This is a genomic window from Rhodococcus sp. NPDC056516 (assembly GCF_042794655.1).
Lineage (GTDB): Bacteria > Actinomycetota > Actinomycetes > Mycobacteriales > Mycobacteriaceae > Rhodococcus_F.
In genome coordinates this window covers 70,877-90,009 of the sequence record NZ_JBHTTG010000011.1, presented here as the reverse complement: position 1 = coordinate 90,009, position 19,133 = coordinate 70,877, and the positions used below count along the sequence as shown (strand labels likewise).

General features: G+C 63.2%; 20 protein-coding genes. 12 read left to right on the top strand and 8 right to left on the bottom strand.

Features of this window, described 5'->3' with window-relative positions:
• The first annotated feature begins 14 nt into the window (after window positions 1-14).
• Window positions 15-716, top strand: a complete 702-nt coding sequence (locus tag ACFQ6Y_RS29050; protein WP_378640174.1) for an HNH endonuclease family protein — start codon at window positions 15-17, stop codon at window positions 714-716.
• A 1-nt stretch (window position 717) separates the two neighbouring features.
• Here ACFQ6Y_RS29050 and ACFQ6Y_RS29045 read toward each other — a convergent pair whose 3' ends face one another.
• Window positions 718-1,950: an amidohydrolase family protein gene (locus ACFQ6Y_RS29045; protein WP_378640172.1), complete on the bottom strand. Its 1,233-nt coding sequence runs from the start codon at window positions 1,948-1,950 to the stop codon at window positions 718-720.
• A 158-nt stretch (window positions 1,951-2,108) separates the two neighbouring features.
• Between ACFQ6Y_RS29045 and ACFQ6Y_RS29040 the strand changes: the two genes are divergently transcribed.
• Window positions 2,109-2,744, top strand: a complete 636-nt coding sequence (locus ACFQ6Y_RS29040; protein WP_378539419.1) for a TetR/AcrR family transcriptional regulator C-terminal domain-containing protein — start codon at window positions 2,109-2,111, stop codon at window positions 2,742-2,744.
• Here ACFQ6Y_RS29040 and ACFQ6Y_RS29035 read toward each other — a convergent pair.
• On the bottom strand, window positions 2,731-4,305 hold the full coding sequence (locus tag ACFQ6Y_RS29035; RefSeq protein WP_378549325.1) for a molybdopterin-dependent oxidoreductase: 1,575 nt from the start codon (window positions 4,303-4,305) through the stop codon (window positions 2,731-2,733). The two genes, ACFQ6Y_RS29040 and ACFQ6Y_RS29035, sit on opposite strands and share 14 nt — an antisense overlap.
• A 128-nt stretch (window positions 4,306-4,433) precedes the next feature.
• Between ACFQ6Y_RS29035 and ACFQ6Y_RS29030 the strand changes: the two genes are divergently transcribed.
• Both ACFQ6Y_RS29030 and ACFQ6Y_RS29025 read left to right on the top strand, forming a co-directional pair.
• Entirely contained in the window at window positions 4,434-5,252 is an 819-nt protein-coding gene (locus ACFQ6Y_RS29030) for a shikimate 5-dehydrogenase (protein WP_378640170.1), read from the top strand.
• 12 nt (window positions 5,253-5,264) lie between these two features.
• On the top strand, window positions 5,265-5,726 hold the full coding sequence (locus ACFQ6Y_RS29025) for a DUF6328 family protein (RefSeq protein WP_003941357.1): 462 nt from the start codon (window positions 5,265-5,267) through the stop codon (window positions 5,724-5,726).
• A 1-nt stretch (window position 5,727) separates the two neighbouring features.
• Here the strand turns inward: ACFQ6Y_RS29025 and ACFQ6Y_RS29020 are convergent, their stop codons facing one another.
• The gene (locus ACFQ6Y_RS29020) at window positions 5,728-6,564 is read right to left on the bottom strand and encodes a sulfurtransferase (RefSeq protein ID WP_378640168.1); all 837 of its coding nucleotides are present in this window, start codon (window positions 6,562-6,564) and stop codon (window positions 5,728-5,730) included.
• A 22-nt stretch (window positions 6,565-6,586) separates the two neighbouring features.
• Window positions 6,587-7,210, bottom strand: a complete 624-nt coding sequence (locus ACFQ6Y_RS29015; protein ID WP_378539414.1) for a LysE family translocator — start codon at window positions 7,208-7,210, stop codon at window positions 6,587-6,589.
• 102 nt (window positions 7,211-7,312) lie between these two features.
• Here ACFQ6Y_RS29015 and ACFQ6Y_RS29010 point away from each other — a divergent pair, with 102 nt between their 5' ends.
• The 3 genes from ACFQ6Y_RS29010 to ACFQ6Y_RS29000 are packed head-to-tail and all read left to right on the top strand — an operon-like array spanning window position 7,313 to window position 9,507.
• Complete coding sequence (locus tag ACFQ6Y_RS29010) at window positions 7,313-7,786, top strand: Lrp/AsnC family transcriptional regulator (RefSeq protein WP_003941284.1); 474 nt, start codon at window positions 7,313-7,315, stop codon at window positions 7,784-7,786.
• Between the two features lie 36 nt (window positions 7,787-7,822).
• Window positions 7,823-9,061: a benzoate/H(+) symporter BenE family transporter gene (locus tag ACFQ6Y_RS29005; RefSeq protein WP_378549337.1), complete on the top strand. Its 1,239-nt coding sequence runs from the start codon at window positions 7,823-7,825 to the stop codon at window positions 9,059-9,061.
• A complete protein-coding gene (locus ACFQ6Y_RS29000; RefSeq protein ID WP_378549340.1) occupies window positions 9,058-9,507 on the top strand; it encodes an acyl-CoA thioesterase in 450 nt (149 codons plus the stop codon). The genes ACFQ6Y_RS29005 and ACFQ6Y_RS29000 overlap by 4 nt, the downstream gene beginning before the upstream one ends.
• Here ACFQ6Y_RS29000 and ACFQ6Y_RS28995 read toward each other — a convergent pair.
• Window positions 9,504-10,532 (bottom strand): phosphotransferase family protein, encoded by a 1,029-nt coding sequence (locus ACFQ6Y_RS28995; protein ID WP_378640166.1) that lies wholly within the window; start codon window positions 10,530-10,532, stop codon window positions 9,504-9,506. The two genes, ACFQ6Y_RS29000 and ACFQ6Y_RS28995, sit on opposite strands and share 4 nt — an antisense overlap.
• Before the next feature lie 221 nt (window positions 10,533-10,753).
• On the opposite strand from ACFQ6Y_RS28995, the gene pdhA reads away from it, so the two are divergent.
• From pdhA to ACFQ6Y_RS28970, 5 genes are read left to right on the top strand one after another with little or no spacing between them, the layout of a single operon-like run.
• Window positions 10,754-11,842 carry a pyruvate dehydrogenase (acetyl-transferring) E1 component subunit alpha gene (gene pdhA, locus ACFQ6Y_RS28990; RefSeq protein WP_378640164.1) on the top strand — a complete coding sequence of 363 codons (1,089 nt, stop codon included), beginning with the start codon at window positions 10,754-10,756 and terminating at the stop codon, window positions 11,840-11,842.
• On the top strand, window positions 11,839-12,816 hold the full coding sequence (locus tag ACFQ6Y_RS28985; protein ID WP_378640161.1) for an alpha-ketoacid dehydrogenase subunit beta: 978 nt from the start codon (window positions 11,839-11,841) through the stop codon (window positions 12,814-12,816). Before pdhA ends, ACFQ6Y_RS28985 begins: the two co-directional genes overlap by 4 nt.
• The gene (locus tag ACFQ6Y_RS28980) at window positions 12,813-14,012 is read left to right on the top strand and encodes a dihydrolipoamide acetyltransferase family protein (RefSeq protein ID WP_378640158.1); all 1,200 of its coding nucleotides are present in this window, start codon (window positions 12,813-12,815) and stop codon (window positions 14,010-14,012) included. The genes ACFQ6Y_RS28985 and ACFQ6Y_RS28980 overlap by 4 nt, the downstream gene beginning before the upstream one ends.
• Before the next feature lie 10 nt (window positions 14,013-14,022).
• Window positions 14,023-15,228: an MFS transporter gene (locus ACFQ6Y_RS28975; protein WP_378640156.1), complete on the top strand. Its 1,206-nt coding sequence runs from the start codon at window positions 14,023-14,025 to the stop codon at window positions 15,226-15,228.
• Between the two features lie 29 nt (window positions 15,229-15,257).
• Window positions 15,258-15,911, top strand: coding sequence for a hypothetical protein (locus tag ACFQ6Y_RS28970; RefSeq protein WP_378539406.1), 654 nt, complete (start codon window positions 15,258-15,260; stop codon window positions 15,909-15,911).
• A gap of 359 nt (window positions 15,912-16,270) precedes the next feature.
• Here ACFQ6Y_RS28970 and ACFQ6Y_RS28965 read toward each other — a convergent pair whose 3' ends face one another.
• From ACFQ6Y_RS28965 to ACFQ6Y_RS28955, 3 genes are read right to left on the bottom strand one after another with little or no spacing between them, the layout of a single operon-like run.
• Entirely contained in the window at window positions 16,271-17,701 is a 1,431-nt protein-coding gene (locus tag ACFQ6Y_RS28965; protein WP_230817005.1) for an NAD(P)(+) transhydrogenase (Re/Si-specific) subunit beta, read from the bottom strand.
• Window positions 17,701-18,024 carry an NAD(P) transhydrogenase subunit alpha gene (locus ACFQ6Y_RS28960; RefSeq protein WP_003941319.1) on the bottom strand — a complete coding sequence of 108 codons (324 nt, stop codon included), beginning with the start codon at window positions 18,022-18,024 and terminating at the stop codon, window positions 17,701-17,703. Before ACFQ6Y_RS28960 ends, ACFQ6Y_RS28965 begins: the two co-directional genes overlap by 1 nt.
• Complete coding sequence (locus tag ACFQ6Y_RS28955; RefSeq protein WP_003941381.1) at window positions 18,024-19,133, bottom strand: Re/Si-specific NAD(P)(+) transhydrogenase subunit alpha; 1,110 nt, start codon at window positions 19,131-19,133, stop codon at window positions 18,024-18,026. Before ACFQ6Y_RS28955 ends, ACFQ6Y_RS28960 begins: the two co-directional genes overlap by 1 nt.

Below are 19,133 nucleotides of genomic sequence, written 5' to 3'. Positions count from 1 at the left end.
GGGCGGGGGCACAGGTGGTTGCACGGTTATTCGCGATCACGTCGATGCTCGTGCTCGTATGTCTCGTCGCGTCCTGCGGATGGTTCGGGGACGAGCGTCTCGAGTCGGCCCCTGGCAGCCCGACGCGATCGGAACTCGAAGAGTTGCTGTCCCGGACCGCGATCGTCGACAAGCGTCCACATCCGGGTGGATACGAGCGCGGCTGCGGTAACGGCGAGGCCTGCGTCTTCGGCCCCGCTTGGTCCGACGACCAGGACGCACCAGGTGGCCACGACGGGTGCGATACCCGCAACAACGTCCTGGCCCACGATCTCTCGGACGTGGTGTTCAAATCCGGTACACGTGATTGCGTCGTGCTGTCCGGAGTGATGACCGACCCGTACTCCGGTGATCACATCGAATTCGAACGCAGCCAGGCCAAGTCCGTCCAAATCGACCACGTCTTCCCGCTCGCCGCGGCCTGGGACTTCGGCGCGAACTCCTGGACTCCTGCGTTGCGGATGAGGTTCGCGAACGACACGTCACTGAACCTGTTGGCCGTCAACGGCCCCGACAACCAGTCGAAAGGCGACAGCACGCCCAGTGACTGGTTGCCGCCCGATCCTGCGTACCGATGCTTCTACGCCGGCAAGTACCTGACCGTCGCGATTTCCTATGGCTTACCGGTCAGCCGAGCTGATCATTCGACCCTGACGGATCTTGCCACTCGCTGCTGATCTAGCGGCAGTCCTTCACCACTCGCCCGCTCTGGATGACGAGTGCGATCCGCTCACGATCGGCAAAGATCGAGGGATCCGTCAACGGATTGCCGCGGAAGGCAACGAGGTCGGCGAACTTACCGACTTCGATGGTGCCGACCTCGTCGGCGATTCCGAGAATGTCGGCGTTGATCCGGGTAGCGGAAATCAGTGCATCCATGGGTGTTTCGACCTTCGCGCGCAGGACCAACTCCATCCCACGGCCCGTTTGATCGGTACCGATGAGGTCGGATCCCAGCCCCACTCTGACCCCGGCATTTCGAGCGGCGAGGAGCCCGTCGATCTGCCCCTGCATCATCTTTCCGATGCGAGCCGAAATCGATTCGGGCAGACCCGCCGACGCCGCACTGTCCGAGAGCGCCTGCACCACAGCCAACGTCGGAACCAAGGCGACGTCGTGCTCGGCCATCAACTTGGCGGTCTCGTCGTCGATATCGGAGCCGTGCTCGACGCATTTGGCGCCGGCAGTGACCGCGTTCCGGATTCCTACGTTGTTGTGGGCATGCACCGTGACATAGGTACCGCGCGCATTGGCTTCCTCGACTGCGACTTCGATCTCGTCGACCGTGAACTGCGTGTCGGTGAGCTTGTCATGAGTCGACACCACTCCCCCGGTGACGCACAGTTTGAGGAAGTCGGCACCTCTACGGAACGTCTCACGAACGTTCTTTCGCATTTCGTGCGGACCGTCGGAAAGCAGAGACATACAACGCAATCCGGGGATGTCGTGATCGGACCAGTCCGAAGTCGGCTCCCACTCCGCTGCCAGATGTCCGTGTCCACCGGTCTGGCACTGGATCGGGCCGCACTGAATGATCCGCGGTCCCGGAATCTTGCCCGAGGCGACGACTCCGGCCAGTCCGCCGTCGATTCCGCCGCAGTCACGAACAGTGGTGAATCCCCCGTCGAGGGTCGACGCGCAGGTCGCGAACATATCGGCAGCAAGCTCGGCTACCGAGATCTGACGCCGCAGGCTCGGTGCGAGATCGCTCGATCCACCGAGATGAACGTGTGCGTCGATGAGGCCGGGCGTGATTGTCAGCCCAGTGCAGTCCAACACCTCCGCCCCCGTGGGTGGCGTGCCACCGAGTGCACTGATGCGCCCGTTTTCCACAGCAACAGCGCAGTTCTCGATCGGGTCGGCGCCCGTCCCGTCGATGATCGTTGCACCGGTCAGCCATACGACAGACATATTGAATGTTCCTCCGACGTGTACCGATCGCCGGAAGGTTCCGCCGACATACCGAATAGGGTTCGGTTAGTATGATGCATATCGGCTCCCGAAATCAAGGAGTTGTCATCAATCGATCAAGTCCGAGATTGCCGACGAATCCCTCACCAGGAGAATCGATGCCGCGTCCCACTCAGCCGATACTGTCCACGCGAAACATCACCGACGCGGCTCTGGATGCTGTCGACGCAACCGGCGACTTCACCATGCCCGGGATCGCCAAGCAACTGAACGTGACTCCGTCTTCGCTCTACACACACATTTCAGGTCGATCCGAGATCGTCGAACTCATGCGCATCCGCGTGATGTCGTCGATCTCTGTCCCCCTTCCACCGGCAGGGTGGAGCGAACGGATCAGCGCGTGGGGGTGGGCCTATCGCCGAGCTGCGGTCGAGCACTGGCGCCTCATCCCGCTGCTCATGACACGAAGCGTCCGCACCGAGGTGACCTTCGCAATCGATACTGCACTGGTTCAAGCATTTTCGGACGGCGGTTTCGATCCGACCGACACTCGTCACGCAATTTCCACACTCGACAGTCTGGTTCTCGGATCAGTCGTGAAACTGTCGACGCCTGACGTCGCATGGACCCAATCCTCCAACCCGAGCGAGATCACGCGCGAGGCTACGACACCACTGCGAACCGACGACACCTTCGACTTCGGCCTGCGAACCCTGATCGCCGGATGGATGGCTCAGCGAGTCGTTCGCCTGTATACCGAACCCCATTCGGATTTTCCCGTCACTTCACGGTGAACGACCTGGTGTGCCATCCCGTGGCTCCACCGGGAATCGGCGGAGTGCGCTCTTCCACCTGAACGTTCCCGTCCAAGTCCGTCGCTCTGACCTGCACCGTGTGCAAGCCTGAGCCCGCGTCCCACATCCAGGACCATTGACGCCACGTGTCGATCGAGTACTCCTGAGCCAGCGTCGCCGGTTGCCATTCACCGTTGTCGACGCGAACCTCGACCTTCTCGATCCCGCGATGCTGAGCCCAAGCAGTTCCCGCCACAAGCACCTGTCCCGGCTCGATCGGCGCCAAAGCTGCCGGTACCTCGATACGCGAGGACGTCTTGATCGGTGCCTGCGCGCCCCAACCGCGCTGGGTCCAATAAGCCTCGACCTTGTCGAAACGCGTCAACTCCCACTCCGTCACCCACTTGGTGGCGGACACGAAACCGTACAACCCCGGAACCACCTGCCGAACGGGATAACCGTGCTCGAACGGCAACGGTTCACCGTTCATCGCCACGGCGAGGATCGCGTCGCGGCCGTCCGTGACTATCTCGACGGGAGTCCCGACCGTGAAGCCGTCGACGCTGGTCGAGAGGAGCATGTCGGCGTCGGGATGGACACCGACTTCGTCGAGCAGATCCTTCATGGGGTAACCGATCCACTTAGCATTCCCGGCCAGAACGCCACCTACCTCGTTGGAAACGCAGGTCAGCGTAATCACTCGCTCTATCGGCGTTCGCGCCACCAGATCGTCGAACGACAACGTCATCTCGCGGTCCACCATTCCGTGAATCCGTAGTTCCCACGAATCCGTCGTCAGTTGCGGAACAAGGAGCGCGGTGTCGATTCGATAGAAGTCGTCGTTGGGCGTGATGTACGTCGATGCCCCCGAAATCCCGATGTCCGCACCCGCCGGAATCGGCGGCGCCGGGTCAGCGGCGGTGGGCACGACGAAGTCTTCACGATTCGCCACCGCGCCGGCGATTCTCTGCCCCACGAACTTTCCGGCCGCGCCCGCTGCCGCAGCCACTGCCAACGCCGCACCCGCGAGCAGAAGGAACTGACGACGAGGCAACCACGAGTCGGCGACGCCCGGCGAGAGCGGCACCTCCAGTTGCGTGATCAACAATCGCAGCGTCGCGACGCCCGCCACCACACCGACCAGCGTCGGGAACACGTACATCGCATCGGCCGTCGGGCGTTGCATCGCTGCATACACACCAACCGCTCCCAGAAGAACGAGGATGACACTACCGATCGGGCGGCGTCGCCGTTCCAGTAATCCGGCCACCGCGCCGAGCAGAACTATCAAGATCGACATTCCGATGAACAGCGCTGGCTTGTCGTTGGTGCCGAAGGTGTCGATCGCGAACTCTCGGGCCCACGCCGGCGTTCGGTCGACGGTGGTTGCACCTACCGCGTAGAACGGCGATGCGTCCGGGTTGATCGGCAGCGCCACCAGTTCACCGATCCCCAGGACGACAGCCGCGGCCAACACTCCGGAGATCGCATGGGCAGCCCACCTACGACGCGGTGGACGAGATTCGGTGCTCGGGTGCTCGTCGATGTTCTGTGTGACCATGTCGTCTCGGCTCTGTCGGTGCGAGTGGTGCTTCGATCGGATACCCGACATTCGGCGCTGCGGGTCATCCGGATGGGTGTCCCTCCTCCATCAAGAACTACCCCGTCGTCGCGATTAGAGTGGGAGCGATGACCGTCGACCTCAACAAGGACACGCTGCTGTGCATGTCGCTCTCCGGGCGACCGAGCAATATCGGCACCAGGTTTCACAATTACCTCTACGAGGAATTGGGCCTGAACTTCGTCTACAAGGCCTTCACCACCGAAGACGTACCCGCAGCGATCGGCGGCATACGCGCACTCGGGATTCGAGGATGCGGGGTGTCGATGCCGTTCAAGGAACAGGTCATCGAGCACATCGACGTCATGCACGATTCGGCCAGTGCTATCGACTCCGTCAACACGATCGTCAACGAGTCCGGAGTGCTGCACGCCTACAACACCGACTATCAGGCGGTCGCCGATCTGCTGCGTGACAACGGCGTCGATACGAGCCTGTCCGTCGCTGTCGCCGGAAGCGGCGGCATGGCGAAAGCAGTCGTCGCTGCGGTGCGCGACACCGGTTTCACCGACGTCACGGTGATCGCACGCAACCGGGAAGTTGGGTCAGCGCTCGCGAAGCAGTACGGCTTCGAGTGGCACGCAGAGCTGGGCGAGTTGCGTCCCGGTGTGCTGATCAACGCGACTCCGATCGGCATGTCCGGCGGCGCGGAAGCAGATGCATTGTCGTTTCCCGAACGAGCAGTGCGCGCAGCCACGGTTATCTTCGATGTCGTCGCGATGCCCGCGAACACACCACTGATCGCGTTGGCAACCGAACTCGGGAAGACGGCGATCACCGGAGCATCGGTCATCGCTCTGCAGGCTGCCGAGCAGTTCGTTCTCTACACCGGTGTGCGTCCGAGCGCGGAGCAGATCCAGCGAGCGTCGGAATACTCACGGGCCTAGGACCACGACGCCGTGAACGAGACCGGGGAGACTCCACCTCAACAACTCGCGCGGAACTTCAACGAGTTGTTGCAAGAACTGCGCGTCGCGCTCTCTGGTGTGCAGATCCTGTTTGCCTTCCTGCTGGCCGTGGCATTCACCGAACGCTACGAGGAAGCGTCGGCGTACATCCGCGGCATCCACTTGGTGACGGTGATCCTTGTTGCCATCTCGTTCGGGTTCCTGATGGCACCCGCGGTCTGGCATCGCATGCTTTTCCGCCGTGGGCACCGCGAGAACATATTGCCCGTGGCCAACCGATTCGCCCTGTGCGGCATAGCCTTTCTGGCCGCCTCCATGACCGGCACGGTCCTGTTGATCGCCGAGGTCGCCGTCGGAGGAGTTGCCGCAAAGGTTTTGGCAGCGTGCGCCGCGATCATGTTCACGGCACTGTGGTTTCTCGTGCCGTCATTCATCGATCGCACCAAGAGCTGACTCAGGCTCCGGTGTCGACGGCGCGAGTGCTGTCGTTGGACCACTGTGACCACGAGCCCGGGAACAGCGTCGCGTCGTAACCAGCGATCGCGAGCGCCGCAATCTCGTGCGCTGCAGTTACTCCGGATCCGCAGTACACCGCCACCTTGTCTCCGGCGCCCAGTCCGACGAACCGCTCACGCAGGCGGGTCGCATCCAGGAACCGCCCGTCGCCGGTGATGTTCTGTGCGGTCGGCGCGCTCACCGCACCGGGGATGTGCCCTGCGACGGGATCCATCTGCTCGACCTCGCCGCGGTACCGCTCCCCCGCTCGGGCGTCGAGAAGCACACCGCCCGCACGCGTCCAGTCGCCGACGCCGTCGATGTCGACCGTCGGCATGTTGCCGCCGGTGAAAGTCACGTTGCCTTCAGTGACCGACTCACCGATACCGGCCGCCAACGGCAGTCCCGCGGACTCCCAGGCCTGTAGCCCGCCGTCGAGCAGTCGGACATCCGAGTGCCCGGCCCACCGCAGCAGCCACCAACCACGGGCAGCGGCCGTGTTGCCGGTGGCGTCGTAGAGCACCACCGAATCACCGTCGTCGATTCCCCAACGACGCGCAGCGTCCTGCAGGTCTGCGAGACTCGGCAGCGGGTGCCTTCCCTTTTCCGGCGACGGCGGCGAGGCAAGTTCCTCGTCGAGGTTCACGAATACCGCGCCGGGAATATGGCCGTCGCGAAAATGTTGCTCGCCGTTCGAATCACCCAGCGCCCATCGGACATCGAGCAATCGCGGCGCAGCGCCGGCCTCGATGAGAGCGGACAGTTCTTCGACGTCGATCAGCACGGGAAGTGTCATGAGCCCATCCTGACACGAACTCTCACGCAACCCCGAAGAAGGCACCGAGGCCCACCAACAACACGCCCGTCACCACATCGATCCTCTTGCCGACGCCAGGGCGACGCAGCTTCTTGCCGGCTCCGGCCGCCAGCACCACCACGATCGCCCACCACAACGCTGCGGCGACGACCGTCGCGCCCGCCAACATCAACGTGCGCAGCCCTGCGCCTTCACCCGGCTCGATGAACTGCGGGAGGAGTCCGAGAAAGAACAACAACGCCTTCGGGTTCAGCAAGTTCGACAGGAATCCGTAGCGAAACGCCGTGGTGGCGGCAATCGGTTCCTTTGCTGCTGGAATTCCCTCGTCCGAGGCTCTGGCTTTGAATGCACTTCGGATCGCCGAGATGCCGAGCCAGGTCAGATATGCCGCCCCGGCGTACGTGAGCGCGGAGAGCAACTGCGGACGCGTCGCGACGAGGGCGGAAAGACCCAGTGACGCCGCAGCGGTGTGAACGAACAGCCCCGAGATCACGCCGGCAGCCACCACCGCGCCGGTCCGACGATCTGCCAGAGAATGACGCAGGATCAGGACAAAATCCGGTCCCGGCGTGAACAGGACGATGGATAGCAGGGAGCCGAAAGCGAGCCATTGACCGACACTCATCCGAAATACCTCACACCCGAGCTGATTCGAGACACATGTTCATGCCAGGAGTGTGCAACTGGATCCGGGAAGTTCAAAACGACTCCGGATATAGTTCGGCAGATGACGAAGAATGAGCCTCTGGATCCGGTGGACTGGAAGATTTTGGCCGAATTGCAGAACGACGCGTCGATCACCAACAAGGTGTTGGCCGATCGAGTCGGTTTGGCGACGTCCTCGTGCCACGAGCGCGTACGACGCCTACGCGCCAACGGGACGATCAGCGGCATTCATGCGGTTGTCGACCCGGCTGCGGTGGGTCGGTCGATGCAGGCGATCATCGCCGTGCAATTGCGACCGCACCGCCGCGACCTCGTCGACCGCTTCACAGCCGACGCGCTCGCATTGCCGGAAACCCTTGCCCTCTTCAACGTCTCGGGCCCTGAGGATTTCTTCCTCCACGTCGCGGTCCGCGACAGTGCTCATCTACAACGAGTACTGATCGACCACCTCGCCGCGCACCCCGAGGTCTGGCACGCCCAAACGCACCTCATCTACGGCAAAGCGGTCACCTCGCCCATCCGACCGGACAGGTAATTCGCGCCCCGAGGTGGTCGGGCAGAATCACTGACCATGTCGGACTCCACAGAAACAACCGAACCGGAAGCCGTTCGCAGCAACTCACAACCGATGAGCGCAGGCATCGTCACGGCCCTCGTCGGCTTCACCAGTTCGTTCGCGGTGGTGCTCACCGGACTCGCCGCCGTCGGTGCGGACGCAGCCGAGGCGGCGTCCGGTCTGTTGGTTCTGTGCGTGACCCAAGCATTGGGAATGCTCTGGCTCTCACGCCGGTACCGGATGCCGATCACCCTCGCCTGGTCGACGCCCGGTGCCGCTCTGCTCGCCGGCGCGGGTGCGGTCGAGGGTGGGTGGCCGGCCGCGGTCGGCGCCTTCGTCGTCGTGGGAATCGCGATAGTTCTGACCGGATTGTGGCCGACGCTCGGAAGAGTCATCTCGGCAATCCCGACGCCCCTCGCGCAGGCGATGCTCGCCGGAGTTCTGATGCCGCTGTGCCTGGCGCCGATCATCGCCGTCCGGGACGCACCGGCAGCGGTCGCACCGGTCATCCTGGTCTGGCTTGCGGCGCAACGCTTCTCCAAGCGATGGGCGGTTCCGCTCGCGTTTCTCACCGCGGCGATCGTGATCGGGATCAGCCTCGTCACGTCGGATCGCGCGCTCGACGCCGGCGCCATGATCCCCCGCATCGATCTCACCGCGCCGTCGTGGACCTGGCAGGCGATGATCGGCATCGCCGTTCCGCTCTACATCGTCACGATGGCTTCGCAGAACATTCCCGGTGTGGCGGTGATGAATTCGTTCGGATACACCGTTCCCTGGCGACCGTCGATGATCGTGACGGGTATCGGCACCATCGTCGGCGCTCCGGCCGGTGGCCACGCGATCAACCTCGCGGCAATCAGCGCAGCCCTGGCCGCCGCCCCCACCGCACATCCGGATCCCAAACGCCGATGGATCGCTGCCTTCACCGCAGGCTGGGCGTATCTCGTTCTCGCTGCGGGCGCGGCCGCCGTGGCCGCTCTGGTAGCTGCCGCTCCGGCCGGCGTCGTGGAAACTGTTGCCGGACTGGCACTCCTGGCAACACTGGCCGGTGCCCTCACTTCGGCGCTGAGCGAGGCGAGTGAACGTGAAGGCGCCGTGGTCACGTTTCTGATCGCCGCATCCGGCGTCAGTATCCTGGGAATCGGTTCGGCATTCTGGGCACTGCTGGTGGGACTGATCGTGCGTGCCGTCCTGCAGGGCACCACCCTGCCCTCACTCTCGCGAAAGTCCTCACTACAGTCGAAGCCGTGAGCACAGCGCAGACGCCCCCGTCGATCAGCGAGTTTCCCGTCCTCTGGCCCGTCCCGACGCGGTGGGACGACAACGATCACTACGGCCACGTCAACAACGTGACCTACTACTCGTACTTCGACACCGCGGTCAACGCCTGGCTGATGTCGTCCACGGGAACTGACATCCGCAACCTGCCTGCTATCGGCGTCGTCGCCGAGACGTCGTGCCGGTACCTGAGCGAACTGTCGTTCCCCGAGCAGTTGCAGGTGGGTATCTCCGTCGAAAAGCTGGGCACCAAGAGCATCGTCTACTCCCTCGCGATTTTTCACGAGGTCGACGGCGGCAATTGGGAACCCGCTGCCAGCGGACGCTTTGTTCACGTCTACGTCGACGCTGACACCCGCAAGCCGGTGGAGATCCCGGCCGCCATCAGATCGGCAGCCGGGACCTTGACCGGAAGCTAGCTCAGACCGAGCTGATCTGCCGTCAAGACGGCGCGTGCAACGATTCCGTCGATCAGCGTGACCGTCGGCCCGCCGTGCTCAGCCTTGTTGCGCGGATCGTCGAGAATGCGTCGCAGCACGCCCTCGGCGATGATCGAGAGCTTCCACAGAGCGAGTACGTGCCAATATCCGACAGCTGACACGTCGCGGCCGGTCGCCTCGACGTAGGCAGCGACCAGCTCGTCACGGTTCGGGAAGCCTTCCAACGTGGACGCCATGAACGGACCGGCAACTTTGTCACCGGCTTCCGGCCAGTACGCGAGGAGCGCACCGAGATCCGCGAGTGGCTCCCCCAACGTGCACAGCTCCCAGTCGACGACGGCAACGATGCGTCCCTCGACCGGATCGGTGATGACGTTGTTGAGGTGGAAGTCGCCGTGGACCAAGGTCACTTCGCTCTGTTCCGGAATGTTTCGGTGCAGAATCTCGGCCAACCGGTCGACGTCGGGAACATCGCGGGTCTTCGACTTCTCCCACTGCGCCGACCACCGTTTGAGCTGACGCTCGGCAAAGGGCTTGCGGCTGGCCAGATCGTCGAGGCCGGTCTCTTCCAGGTCGACCCCATGGATGCTCGCGAGGGTTTTCGGCATCGCCAATCCGACCGCACGACGCTCGTCCTCGGTCAGCTTCTGAGCCACCGGTACGCCGTCGATCACGACGCCGTCGATGTAGCTCATGAGAACCAGCGGAGCGTCCGTGATCTCCGGGTCTTCCGTGATGCCGAGAATCTTGGGAACGGGCACTTTGGTGCCCTGGAGCGAGGACAGAATGCGGTGCTCACGAACGACGTCGTGCGCTGACGCCAACAGCGTGCCCAGTGGAGGTCTGCGCAGTACCCACCGTCCTCCGCCCGCATCTGTCACGGAGTAGGTCAGGTTCGATTGCCCGTTACCGATCCTCTCGAAAGTCAGTGGTGTCGTGGCGCCGACCCCCAGTTCGGCGATCCACGCGGAAACAGCTTCTTCGTTCAAACCGACTGCAGTCACCGCACCGATGCTAGCGGTTGATTTCCGATCGGTTGGCCGTACCGACACGTTTGTTACTCGCCAGTTCGCAATTCCGGCCTTGATACAGCGGTGAAAACACTTGCGGATTTCCCGATCAGGGGGATCCTGATGGTAGAGCGACAACTGCATACAACACATCGGGATTGTGCGGCGTACTCACGAGGCGCGCCGGGCATGAGCAGAAACCGAGGTGAGCGAAGATGATCGACAACCTCGATTATCCGGTCCAACTCATCCAACCGAACGGCGCACGCGTGTGCCGTCCCGAATTCGACCGTCTCATAACAGACATCGGGCCCGACGAACTGCTGTCGTTGTATTGCGATCTCGTCGTGAGTCGCCGAATCGACACCGAAGCTGTTGCCCTGCAGCGTCAAGGCGAAATAGGGTTGTGGGCTCCGATGCTCGGCCAAGAAGCCTCGCAGGTCGGTTCCGCGAGAGCGCTTGCCCCCGACGACTTCGCCTTCACGAGCTATCGCGAACATGCCGTCGCGTACTGCCGGGGAGTTCCCGCCGAACTGCTGACGACCATGTGGCGCGGAATCTCCCATTCAGGCTGGGATCCAGCACAATTCAACGTCACCAATCCGGCGATCGTCGTCGGCTCCCAAGGTCTGCACGCCACCGGATACGCACTGGGCGCGCATCTGGACGGCGCCGAGATCGCGACGATCGCCTACTTCGGTGACGGCGCCTCTAGCCAAGGCGACATCGCCGAGGCGATGGGATTTGCCGCCAGTTTCCGTGTCGGCGTTGTCTTCTTCTGCCAGAACAACCAGTGGGCCATCAGTGAACCGGTATCCCTGCAGTCCCGCACACCCATCTCACATCGGGCGATCGGTTACGGCATTCCGGCGATCCGCGTCGACGGTAACGACGTCCTCGCCGTTCTCGCAGTCACGCGCTCGGCGCTCAATCGCGCACGCGAAGGCAGCGGCCCGACGTTCATCGAGGCGATCACCTGCAGAATGGGCCCGCACACGACGTCCGACGATCCGAGCAGGTACCGCACCGATACGGATATGTCGGAGTGGAGAAACCGCGACCCGCTGGAGCGAATGCGTCTGCTCCTCGGACATCGCGGCCTTCTCGATGAGAACGCCGTCACCACCATCGCGGCGGCCGCCAACGACGTCGCAGCCGGGCTGCGACGCGCAACCATCGCGCTCGCCGATCCGCACCCGTCAGCGCTGTTCGATCACGTCTACGTCGAGGCACACTCGTTGATCGACGCTGAACGCGAAGAGCATCGCGTGTATCTGGGCAGCCTGGAAGGGGCTCTGTCATGACCGTCATGAATCTGGTGACCGCGCTCAACGCCGGCCTGAGACGCGCACTCGAAGACGATCGTCGCGTGGTGATCATGGGAGAGGACGTCGGCCGTCTCGGCGGCGTATTCCGGGTTACCGACGCCTTGCAGAAGGACTTCGGCGATACCCGGGTGATCGACATGCCGCTCGCCGAATCAGGGATCGTGGGAACAGCTTTCGGCTTGGCTTTGCGCGGATACCGTCCGGTCTGCGAGATCCAGTTCGACGGTTTCGTCTACCCGGCCTTCGATCAGATCGTGTCCCAGGTGGCAAAGATCCACTACCGCACCCGAGGTACTGTGACCGCACCACTGACCATCCGGATTCCCAGCGGCGGCGGAATCGGTGCGGTGGAACATCATTCGGAATCACCGGAAGCGTACTTCGCTCACACCGCAGGGCTGCGGGTGGTGTATCCGAGCAATCCGGTCGACGGTTTTCACATGATCCGACAGTCGATTGCCGCGGACGACCCGGTGATTTTCCTCGAACCCAAACGGCGCTACTGGGACACCGCCGACGTGGATACCGATGCCGCGCCTGAGCTTCCGCTCTACCGTGCCCGCGTCGCCCGCTCAGGAAACGACGCGACAGTGGTTGCGTACGGATCCATGGTCACCACCGCACTCGACGCCGCGCGGATCGCCGAAGAAGAAGGCCACGACCTGGAAGTGGTGGATCTACGTTCGCTCTCCCCCGTCGACTTCGACACGATCGAGGCGTCGGTGAACAAGACGGGCCGACTGGTCGTCGTCCACGAGGCGGCGAAGTTTCTCGGCGTCGGCGCCGAAATCGCAGCACACGTCGCGGAACACTGCTTCTACCAGTTGGAGTCGCCGATCCTGCGGGTCACCGGATTCGACATCCCCTATCCGCCCGCCAAGCTCGAGCAGTTTCACCTTCCGGACGCGGACCGGATCCTCGCGGCGCTCGACCGGACGCTGGCGGCATGAGTACAGCGCAGGAATTCCGATTGCCGGATCTCGGAGAGGGCCTGACTTCCGCAGATCTGGTCGAGTGGACGGTCAAGGTCGGCGAGACTGTGGCACTCAATCAAGTTCTCGCCCAGGTAGAGACGGCCAAAGCTCTTGTCGAACTACCATCGCCCTATGTCGGCGTTGTCAGAGAACTCCTCGTCGAACCTGGCACCACTGTTCCGGTCGGCACTCCGATCATCCGTATCGAGGGGCCTGCCGATCCACGTGATCCCCAGTCGCCGAATGTGCTGGTCGGGTACGGACCGACGGCTGAGCAACCGAGTCGGCGACGGAGCAGGATCGCGCCGCACCCGCAGCCCCGGCCGACACCGGAGCGACGGCCCGCAACACCCTCGGCGCGACGCGCGGCGCGTGAAGCAGGAGTCGATCTGAGTGAGATCCCCGGAAGCGGGTTCGACGGCGCCGTCACCGCGGCTGACGTCGCAGACGCGCTTCACTCAAAGGCGCCGTTGGATAAAGCGGCACAGCCGACCTCATCCGGCATACGGAAACAGATGGCGTCGGCGATGGTTGGCAGCACCCGCGCTCCCCAGGCCAGCGTCTTTCTCACTTCCGATGTCACGGCGTCGACGGAACTGCTCGGCAGGCTCCGTTCCTCGGACGCGTTCACCGGGCTGTCCCTCACTCCACTGACTCTCGCGGCCAAGGCATTGGTGACCGCAATCGCGTCGCACCCGATGGTGAACGCGCATTGGGACGAGGCTCGCGGCGACGCCGTCATCGACGATCACGTGAATCTCGGCATCGCCGTGGCCGCCGAGCGTGGGCTGTCCGTGCCCAATATCAAGAGCGCCGAGACCCTGAACCTGGTTCAACTCGCCCGCGCCGTGACCGCACTGACTGTCGCTGCCCGCGCGGGAGTGACCGACGTCCATCACCTGACCGGTGGCACGGTCACGATCACCAATGTCGGAGTCTTCGGCGTCGACGGCGGCATTCCGCTTCTCAATCCAGGAGAAGCCGTCATCCTCTGCCTGGGCTCGGTGAGCGAGCGTCCGTGGGTGATCGAGCGCAAGATCGAAGTGCGGAGCGTCGTGACACTGACGTTGACGTTCGACCACCGCGTGCTGAGCGGTGAGCAGGCCGCGAGATTCCTCTCATTTGTCGCGGAGATGCTCGCAGACCCGGACCTGTTGCTGTCTCACCTGTAAAAAGGAACGAGTGAGCGTCAACCCCACCGACCGCGCAGTCCCCACCTCCGCCCTGGTACGCGCCCGGGCCGGCATCTTCGGCATCTTCGGCATCAACGGATTTCTCCTGGCGATGTGGGTCGTCCACATCCCGTCCATCGAACACCGTGTCGGAATCAGTCACTCGACGCTCGGCTCACTGCTTCTCCTACTCGCTGTCGGAGCCATTGCCGGTATGCAATTGAGCGGCCCGCTCGCCGATCGATACGGCAGCAGGCGCATGGTCATCCTCGCGGGCAGCGGGTTGGCATTCGCCACCCTCGGCCCGGGGTTTGCCACGAACACCTGGCAACTCGGCGCTGCTCTTGTGGTGTTCGGCTTCGCGAACGGCGCTTTGGACGTGTCGATGAACTCGCAGGCCGTTGAAGCCGAACAGCTGTACCGGCGCCCGATCATGGCGGCCTTTCACGGCATGTTCTCCGTCGGCGGTGTGCTGGGGTCCGTCATCGGATTCGGCACTCTCGCACTGGATCTTCCGCCGTACGTCACGCTCAGCATCGCGTCGGCAATCGGTTTGCTGGCGGTCTGGCTCTGCTCGCGCCCCCTGCTCCCCCATGTCCACGTGCACGCAGATACGGCGTCGACTGCAGGAAAGACGCACGGCAGATTCTCGGCTCGCGTGCTCGCGCTCGGAACCCTCGCCTTTGTTCTGATGCTGGCCGAGGGAGTGGCAAACGACTGGAGCGCGCTGCAGGTCAAGGAAGATCTCGGTGTTTCGAATGCCGTTGCCGCACTGTCGTTCGGCGCATTCTCCGCCATGATGACCGTCGGCCGGTTCACCGCGGATCGGATCAGCGCGGCAGTCGGCCCGGTGGCCGTGGTTCGCTACGGCGCATTGCTGTCGTCCGTCGGCATGCTGACCGTCGTGGTATCCGACTGGCTACCGCTGACGCTGCTCGGTTGGGCACTGTTCGGCGCAGGCCTGTCGGGATGTATTCCGCAGATCTTCACCACGGCCGGAAATCTGGGCTCAGGTTCGGCCGGTACCAACATGTCTCGCGTCGTCGGCATGGGATACATCGGATTCCTCGCCGGGCCGGCAACCATCGGGTGGGTCACCAAACTTGTGCCTCTCACCACAGCAATGCTGATCCCATTTGCATGCGTCCTGGTCGCAGCGGGTTGTGCGGGTGTCGTTCGGCGCGATTCTCCGACCGCCTACAGACCTCACAGCTGATCCTCACGATCGGCACAGACTCAACAGGGATGCTGGTACTCGTGACCGTCTCGACCTCCACCCAGCACCCCGCTCCCTCCACAACCACTCGCTTCCTCGTTCTTGCTGCGATCGCCGTCGTAGCGTTAGGCGTCTTGTATTTTGTGCGACCCGCCTCGCCCGGTTTGAGCGTCCCGGATCAGGTGCGCGCACTTGCCGAGTGGACGGTAGGCCGATTCGACGTCACCGCTGTACTCGCAGCCACTACCGCTCTGGCCGTCGTCTCGATGGTCCGCGGACTGCCATACGGCATCGGCGCGATCCTGCTCCTCGGAATGGGCGCCAATCTCACCAACGCGGCATTCGGTTCCTGGCTTCCCGATGTTCCCCAGGACCTACTGCCCAGCGGTCACGTCGCAGCGGCGACCGCGCTGTACGGCTCGGCGATCTTGATCTCCGCCCCGCAGTGGCGTCCGGTGGTCGCCGGACTCGGGTTCGCCGGGGTTGCTGCGATCAGTGCCAGCGCACTGGCCGCCGAGTTGAGCGGCCTTTTCGGCGTGATAGCTGGAGTTCTGATCGCTCTGGTATGGGCCTGTGCCGCAGCCATTTTGATGGCACGATCGCCCATCGCCGCGAAACGTGAAGAGCTACGCCCGGATACGGCTGCAATCGCGTTCTCCAGGCACCGGAGCATCCGACTTTAGTCCTAAATCTTTGGGATCCAGAGATTTTCGCCGATAGCTGGCCCGCCACGCTCGGACATGACGTATGTTCGGAAATGTCCGAATCAAGTAGTTCCACAGCGAAGGAGTCTTTACCGTGAGCCTCGAAGATCTGAACCCGCTCGAACTGATCCAGAAGTTGATCGAACTACTTTCCGGCTTCTCCTCCGACCCCGAAACTCCCGAGGTCCCGTAAAACGTCGCCAGAGGCGCCTGTTCCGAGTTTTGTCTCGGACCAGGCGCCTTTGTCGTTGCAGCACAAGAGGTTGTTGCCGCACACGGCTACGAAGAAAGGCGTCCACTCGCTCTTGCGAGTGGACGCCCCTTTACGAGTGCCAGCGCTACAGCGCCTTGAGTTCCTCGGTAACTTCGGAGACCGACTTCTTGGCGTCACCGAAGAGCATCGAGGTGCCCTCGGCGAAGAAGAGCGGGTTCTCGATACCGGCGAAACCGGAGTTCATCGAGCGCTTGAGCACGATGACGGACTTCGACTGGTCGACGTTGAGGATCGGCATTCCGTGAATCGGTGAGCTCGGATCGTTGCGCGCCGCCGGGTTGGTGACATCGTTCGCGCCGATCACCAAGGTGACGTCGGTACGCGCGAATTCGTCGTTGATGTCGTCCATTTCCTTCATCGCGTCGTACGAGACATCCGCTTCTGCAAGAAGAACGTTCATGTGACCGGGCATACGACCGGCGACCGGGTGAATGGCGTACTTGACCTCGACGCCCTTCGACTCGAGCAACTTCGCCATGTCCTTGACTGCGTGCTGAGCCTGCGCGACGGCAAGTCCGTATCCGGGGACGACGATGACCTGGTTGGCGTAGGCCATCTGGATAGCCGCGTCGGCCGCCGAGGTCGCCTTTGCCGTGCGCACGACACCGTCGGAGGACGGCGCTTCTCCGCCGCCGCCACCGAAGCCGCCGGCGACGATGGCCGGGATGGACCGGTTCATGGCCTTGGCCATGAGGTTGGTCAAGATCGTGCCCGAAGCACCGACGATCATGCCGGCGACGATCATCGCCTGGTTGTTGAGCGCCAAACCTGCAGCAGCAGCCGACAAACCGGTGAGAGCGTTGAGCAGCGAGATGACGACGGGCATGTCCGCGCCGCCGATGGGCAGCACGACCATCAGTCCGAGGATGCCCGAGAGAACGAGCACGCCGACGATCCACAGTGAGCTGGTCGGGCCTTCCGGCGAGATCGCCTTGATACCGATGATCACCGAGAACGCGATAGCGGCAATGAGCAGCAGAGCATTGAGCGGCTGCTGGAGCTTACCGATTCCGATCGGACGACCAGGCAGGGTTTCCTGCAGCTTCAGGAACGCGATCACGCTGCCCCAGAAGGAGATCGATCCGATCACCGCGGCAAAGAGCGACGCGATGACGATATGCACCGTCGGCGACTCACCGTGCTGGAATGCGGTGAACCCGTCCGAGTCCAGGAATTCCGCGTACGCGATCAACGCGACGGTGCCGCCACCCACACCGTTGAACAGTGCGACCAACTGCGGCATGGCCGTCATCTTCGTGCGGAGCGCCGGCGGCACACCGAGCACGACACCGATGACGAGGCCGGCAGCGATGAGGATCCAGTTCCCCATCTCCGCATCACGAATGGAGATCAGAGTTGCAACGACGGCGATGAGCATGCCGACCGCGGCGATCTGGTTGCCGCGGACTGCGGTCTTCGGGCCGGTAAGACCCATGAGGCCGTAGATGAACATCGAGAACGCGACAATGTAGAGCGCATTGACCAGGTATTCCATTACTGGTCACCATCCTTCGACACAGACTTGGCGGCCGGCTTGGCCTTGAACATCGCCAACATGCGGTCCGTGACCACGAAACCACCGACAACGTTCACGGTTCCGAAGACGAGCGCGACGAACAAGATGATCTGCAACCCGATCGAAGGATCGTGCACCTTGCCCAGGACGACCAACGCACCCAGGACGACGATGCCGTGGATGGCGTTCGTACCGGACATCAGCGGGGTGTGCAGGGTGTTCGGAACTTTGGAGATCACAGCGAAACCGACGAATCCGGACAACACCAGGATCGCGATGTTCGCCAGAAGTGATGTGTACATCAGGCGCCCTTCTCTTCACGGGTGACGCACGCACCGGCCAGAACCTCGTCGGAGAAATCAGGCGCCAAGGCACCTTCGACGAGCATGAGTTCGATCAGCGCGGAAATGTTCTTCGAGTACAACTCCGACGCATGCTCAGGCATGGACGCCGGCAAATTCAACGGAGAGCAGATGGTCACGCCGTGCTTGACGACGGTTTGACCCGGCTCGGTCAGCTCGCAGTTACCACCGGTTTCACCCGCGAGGTCGACCACGACACTGCCCGGCTTCATCCCTTCGACCGCGGCTGCGGTGACCAGGCGCGGCGCGGGACGCCCCGGAACCAGAGCCGTGGTGATCACGACGTCGAAGCCCTTGATCGCGTCTTCGAGTGCCTGCTGCTGCTTCGCGCGCTCGTCGTCGGTCAGCTCGCGGGCGTATCCACCTTCGCCGGCTGCATCGATTCCGAGGTCGAGCCACTGCGCACCCACCGAACGCACCTGGTCTGCGACCTCAGGGCGCACGTCGTACCCGGTAGCGCGGCCACCGAGACGCTTGGCTGTCGCCAGCGCCTGCAGACCTGCCACACCCACTCCGAGCACCAGAACGGTCGCAGGCTTCACCGTGCCCGCAGCGGTGGTGAGCATCGGAAAGAACCGCGTCGACTCCGATGCCGCCAACAAAACAGCCTTGTACCCCGACACGTTCGCCTGCGAGGACAACGCGTCCATCACCTGCGCGCGGGAGATACGAGGAATCGCCTCCACGGCGTATCCCTCGATCCCGGCGGCCTTCAATTCGGCGATGCGGTTGTCTGCATTACGCGGATTCAAGAAGCCGATGAGCTTCGCGCCGGTGCTGATCCGGGCGATCTCTTCCGTCGACGGGGGCGCGACCTTGACCACCACGTCAGCAGTCCACGGATCGCCGATCTTCGCGCCGGCAGCGGTGTAGAGCTCGTCGGGAATCAACGCCCCGAGACCAGCCCCGGACTCGACGACTACGTCGACACCTTTGCCGATCAAAGCGGACACAATTTTGGGCACCAACGCGACCCGACGCTCACCGTCACTCGATTCTCGAGGGACGCCGACCGACGGACGCACTTGTGCGCTCTTCGATGTTTCCAT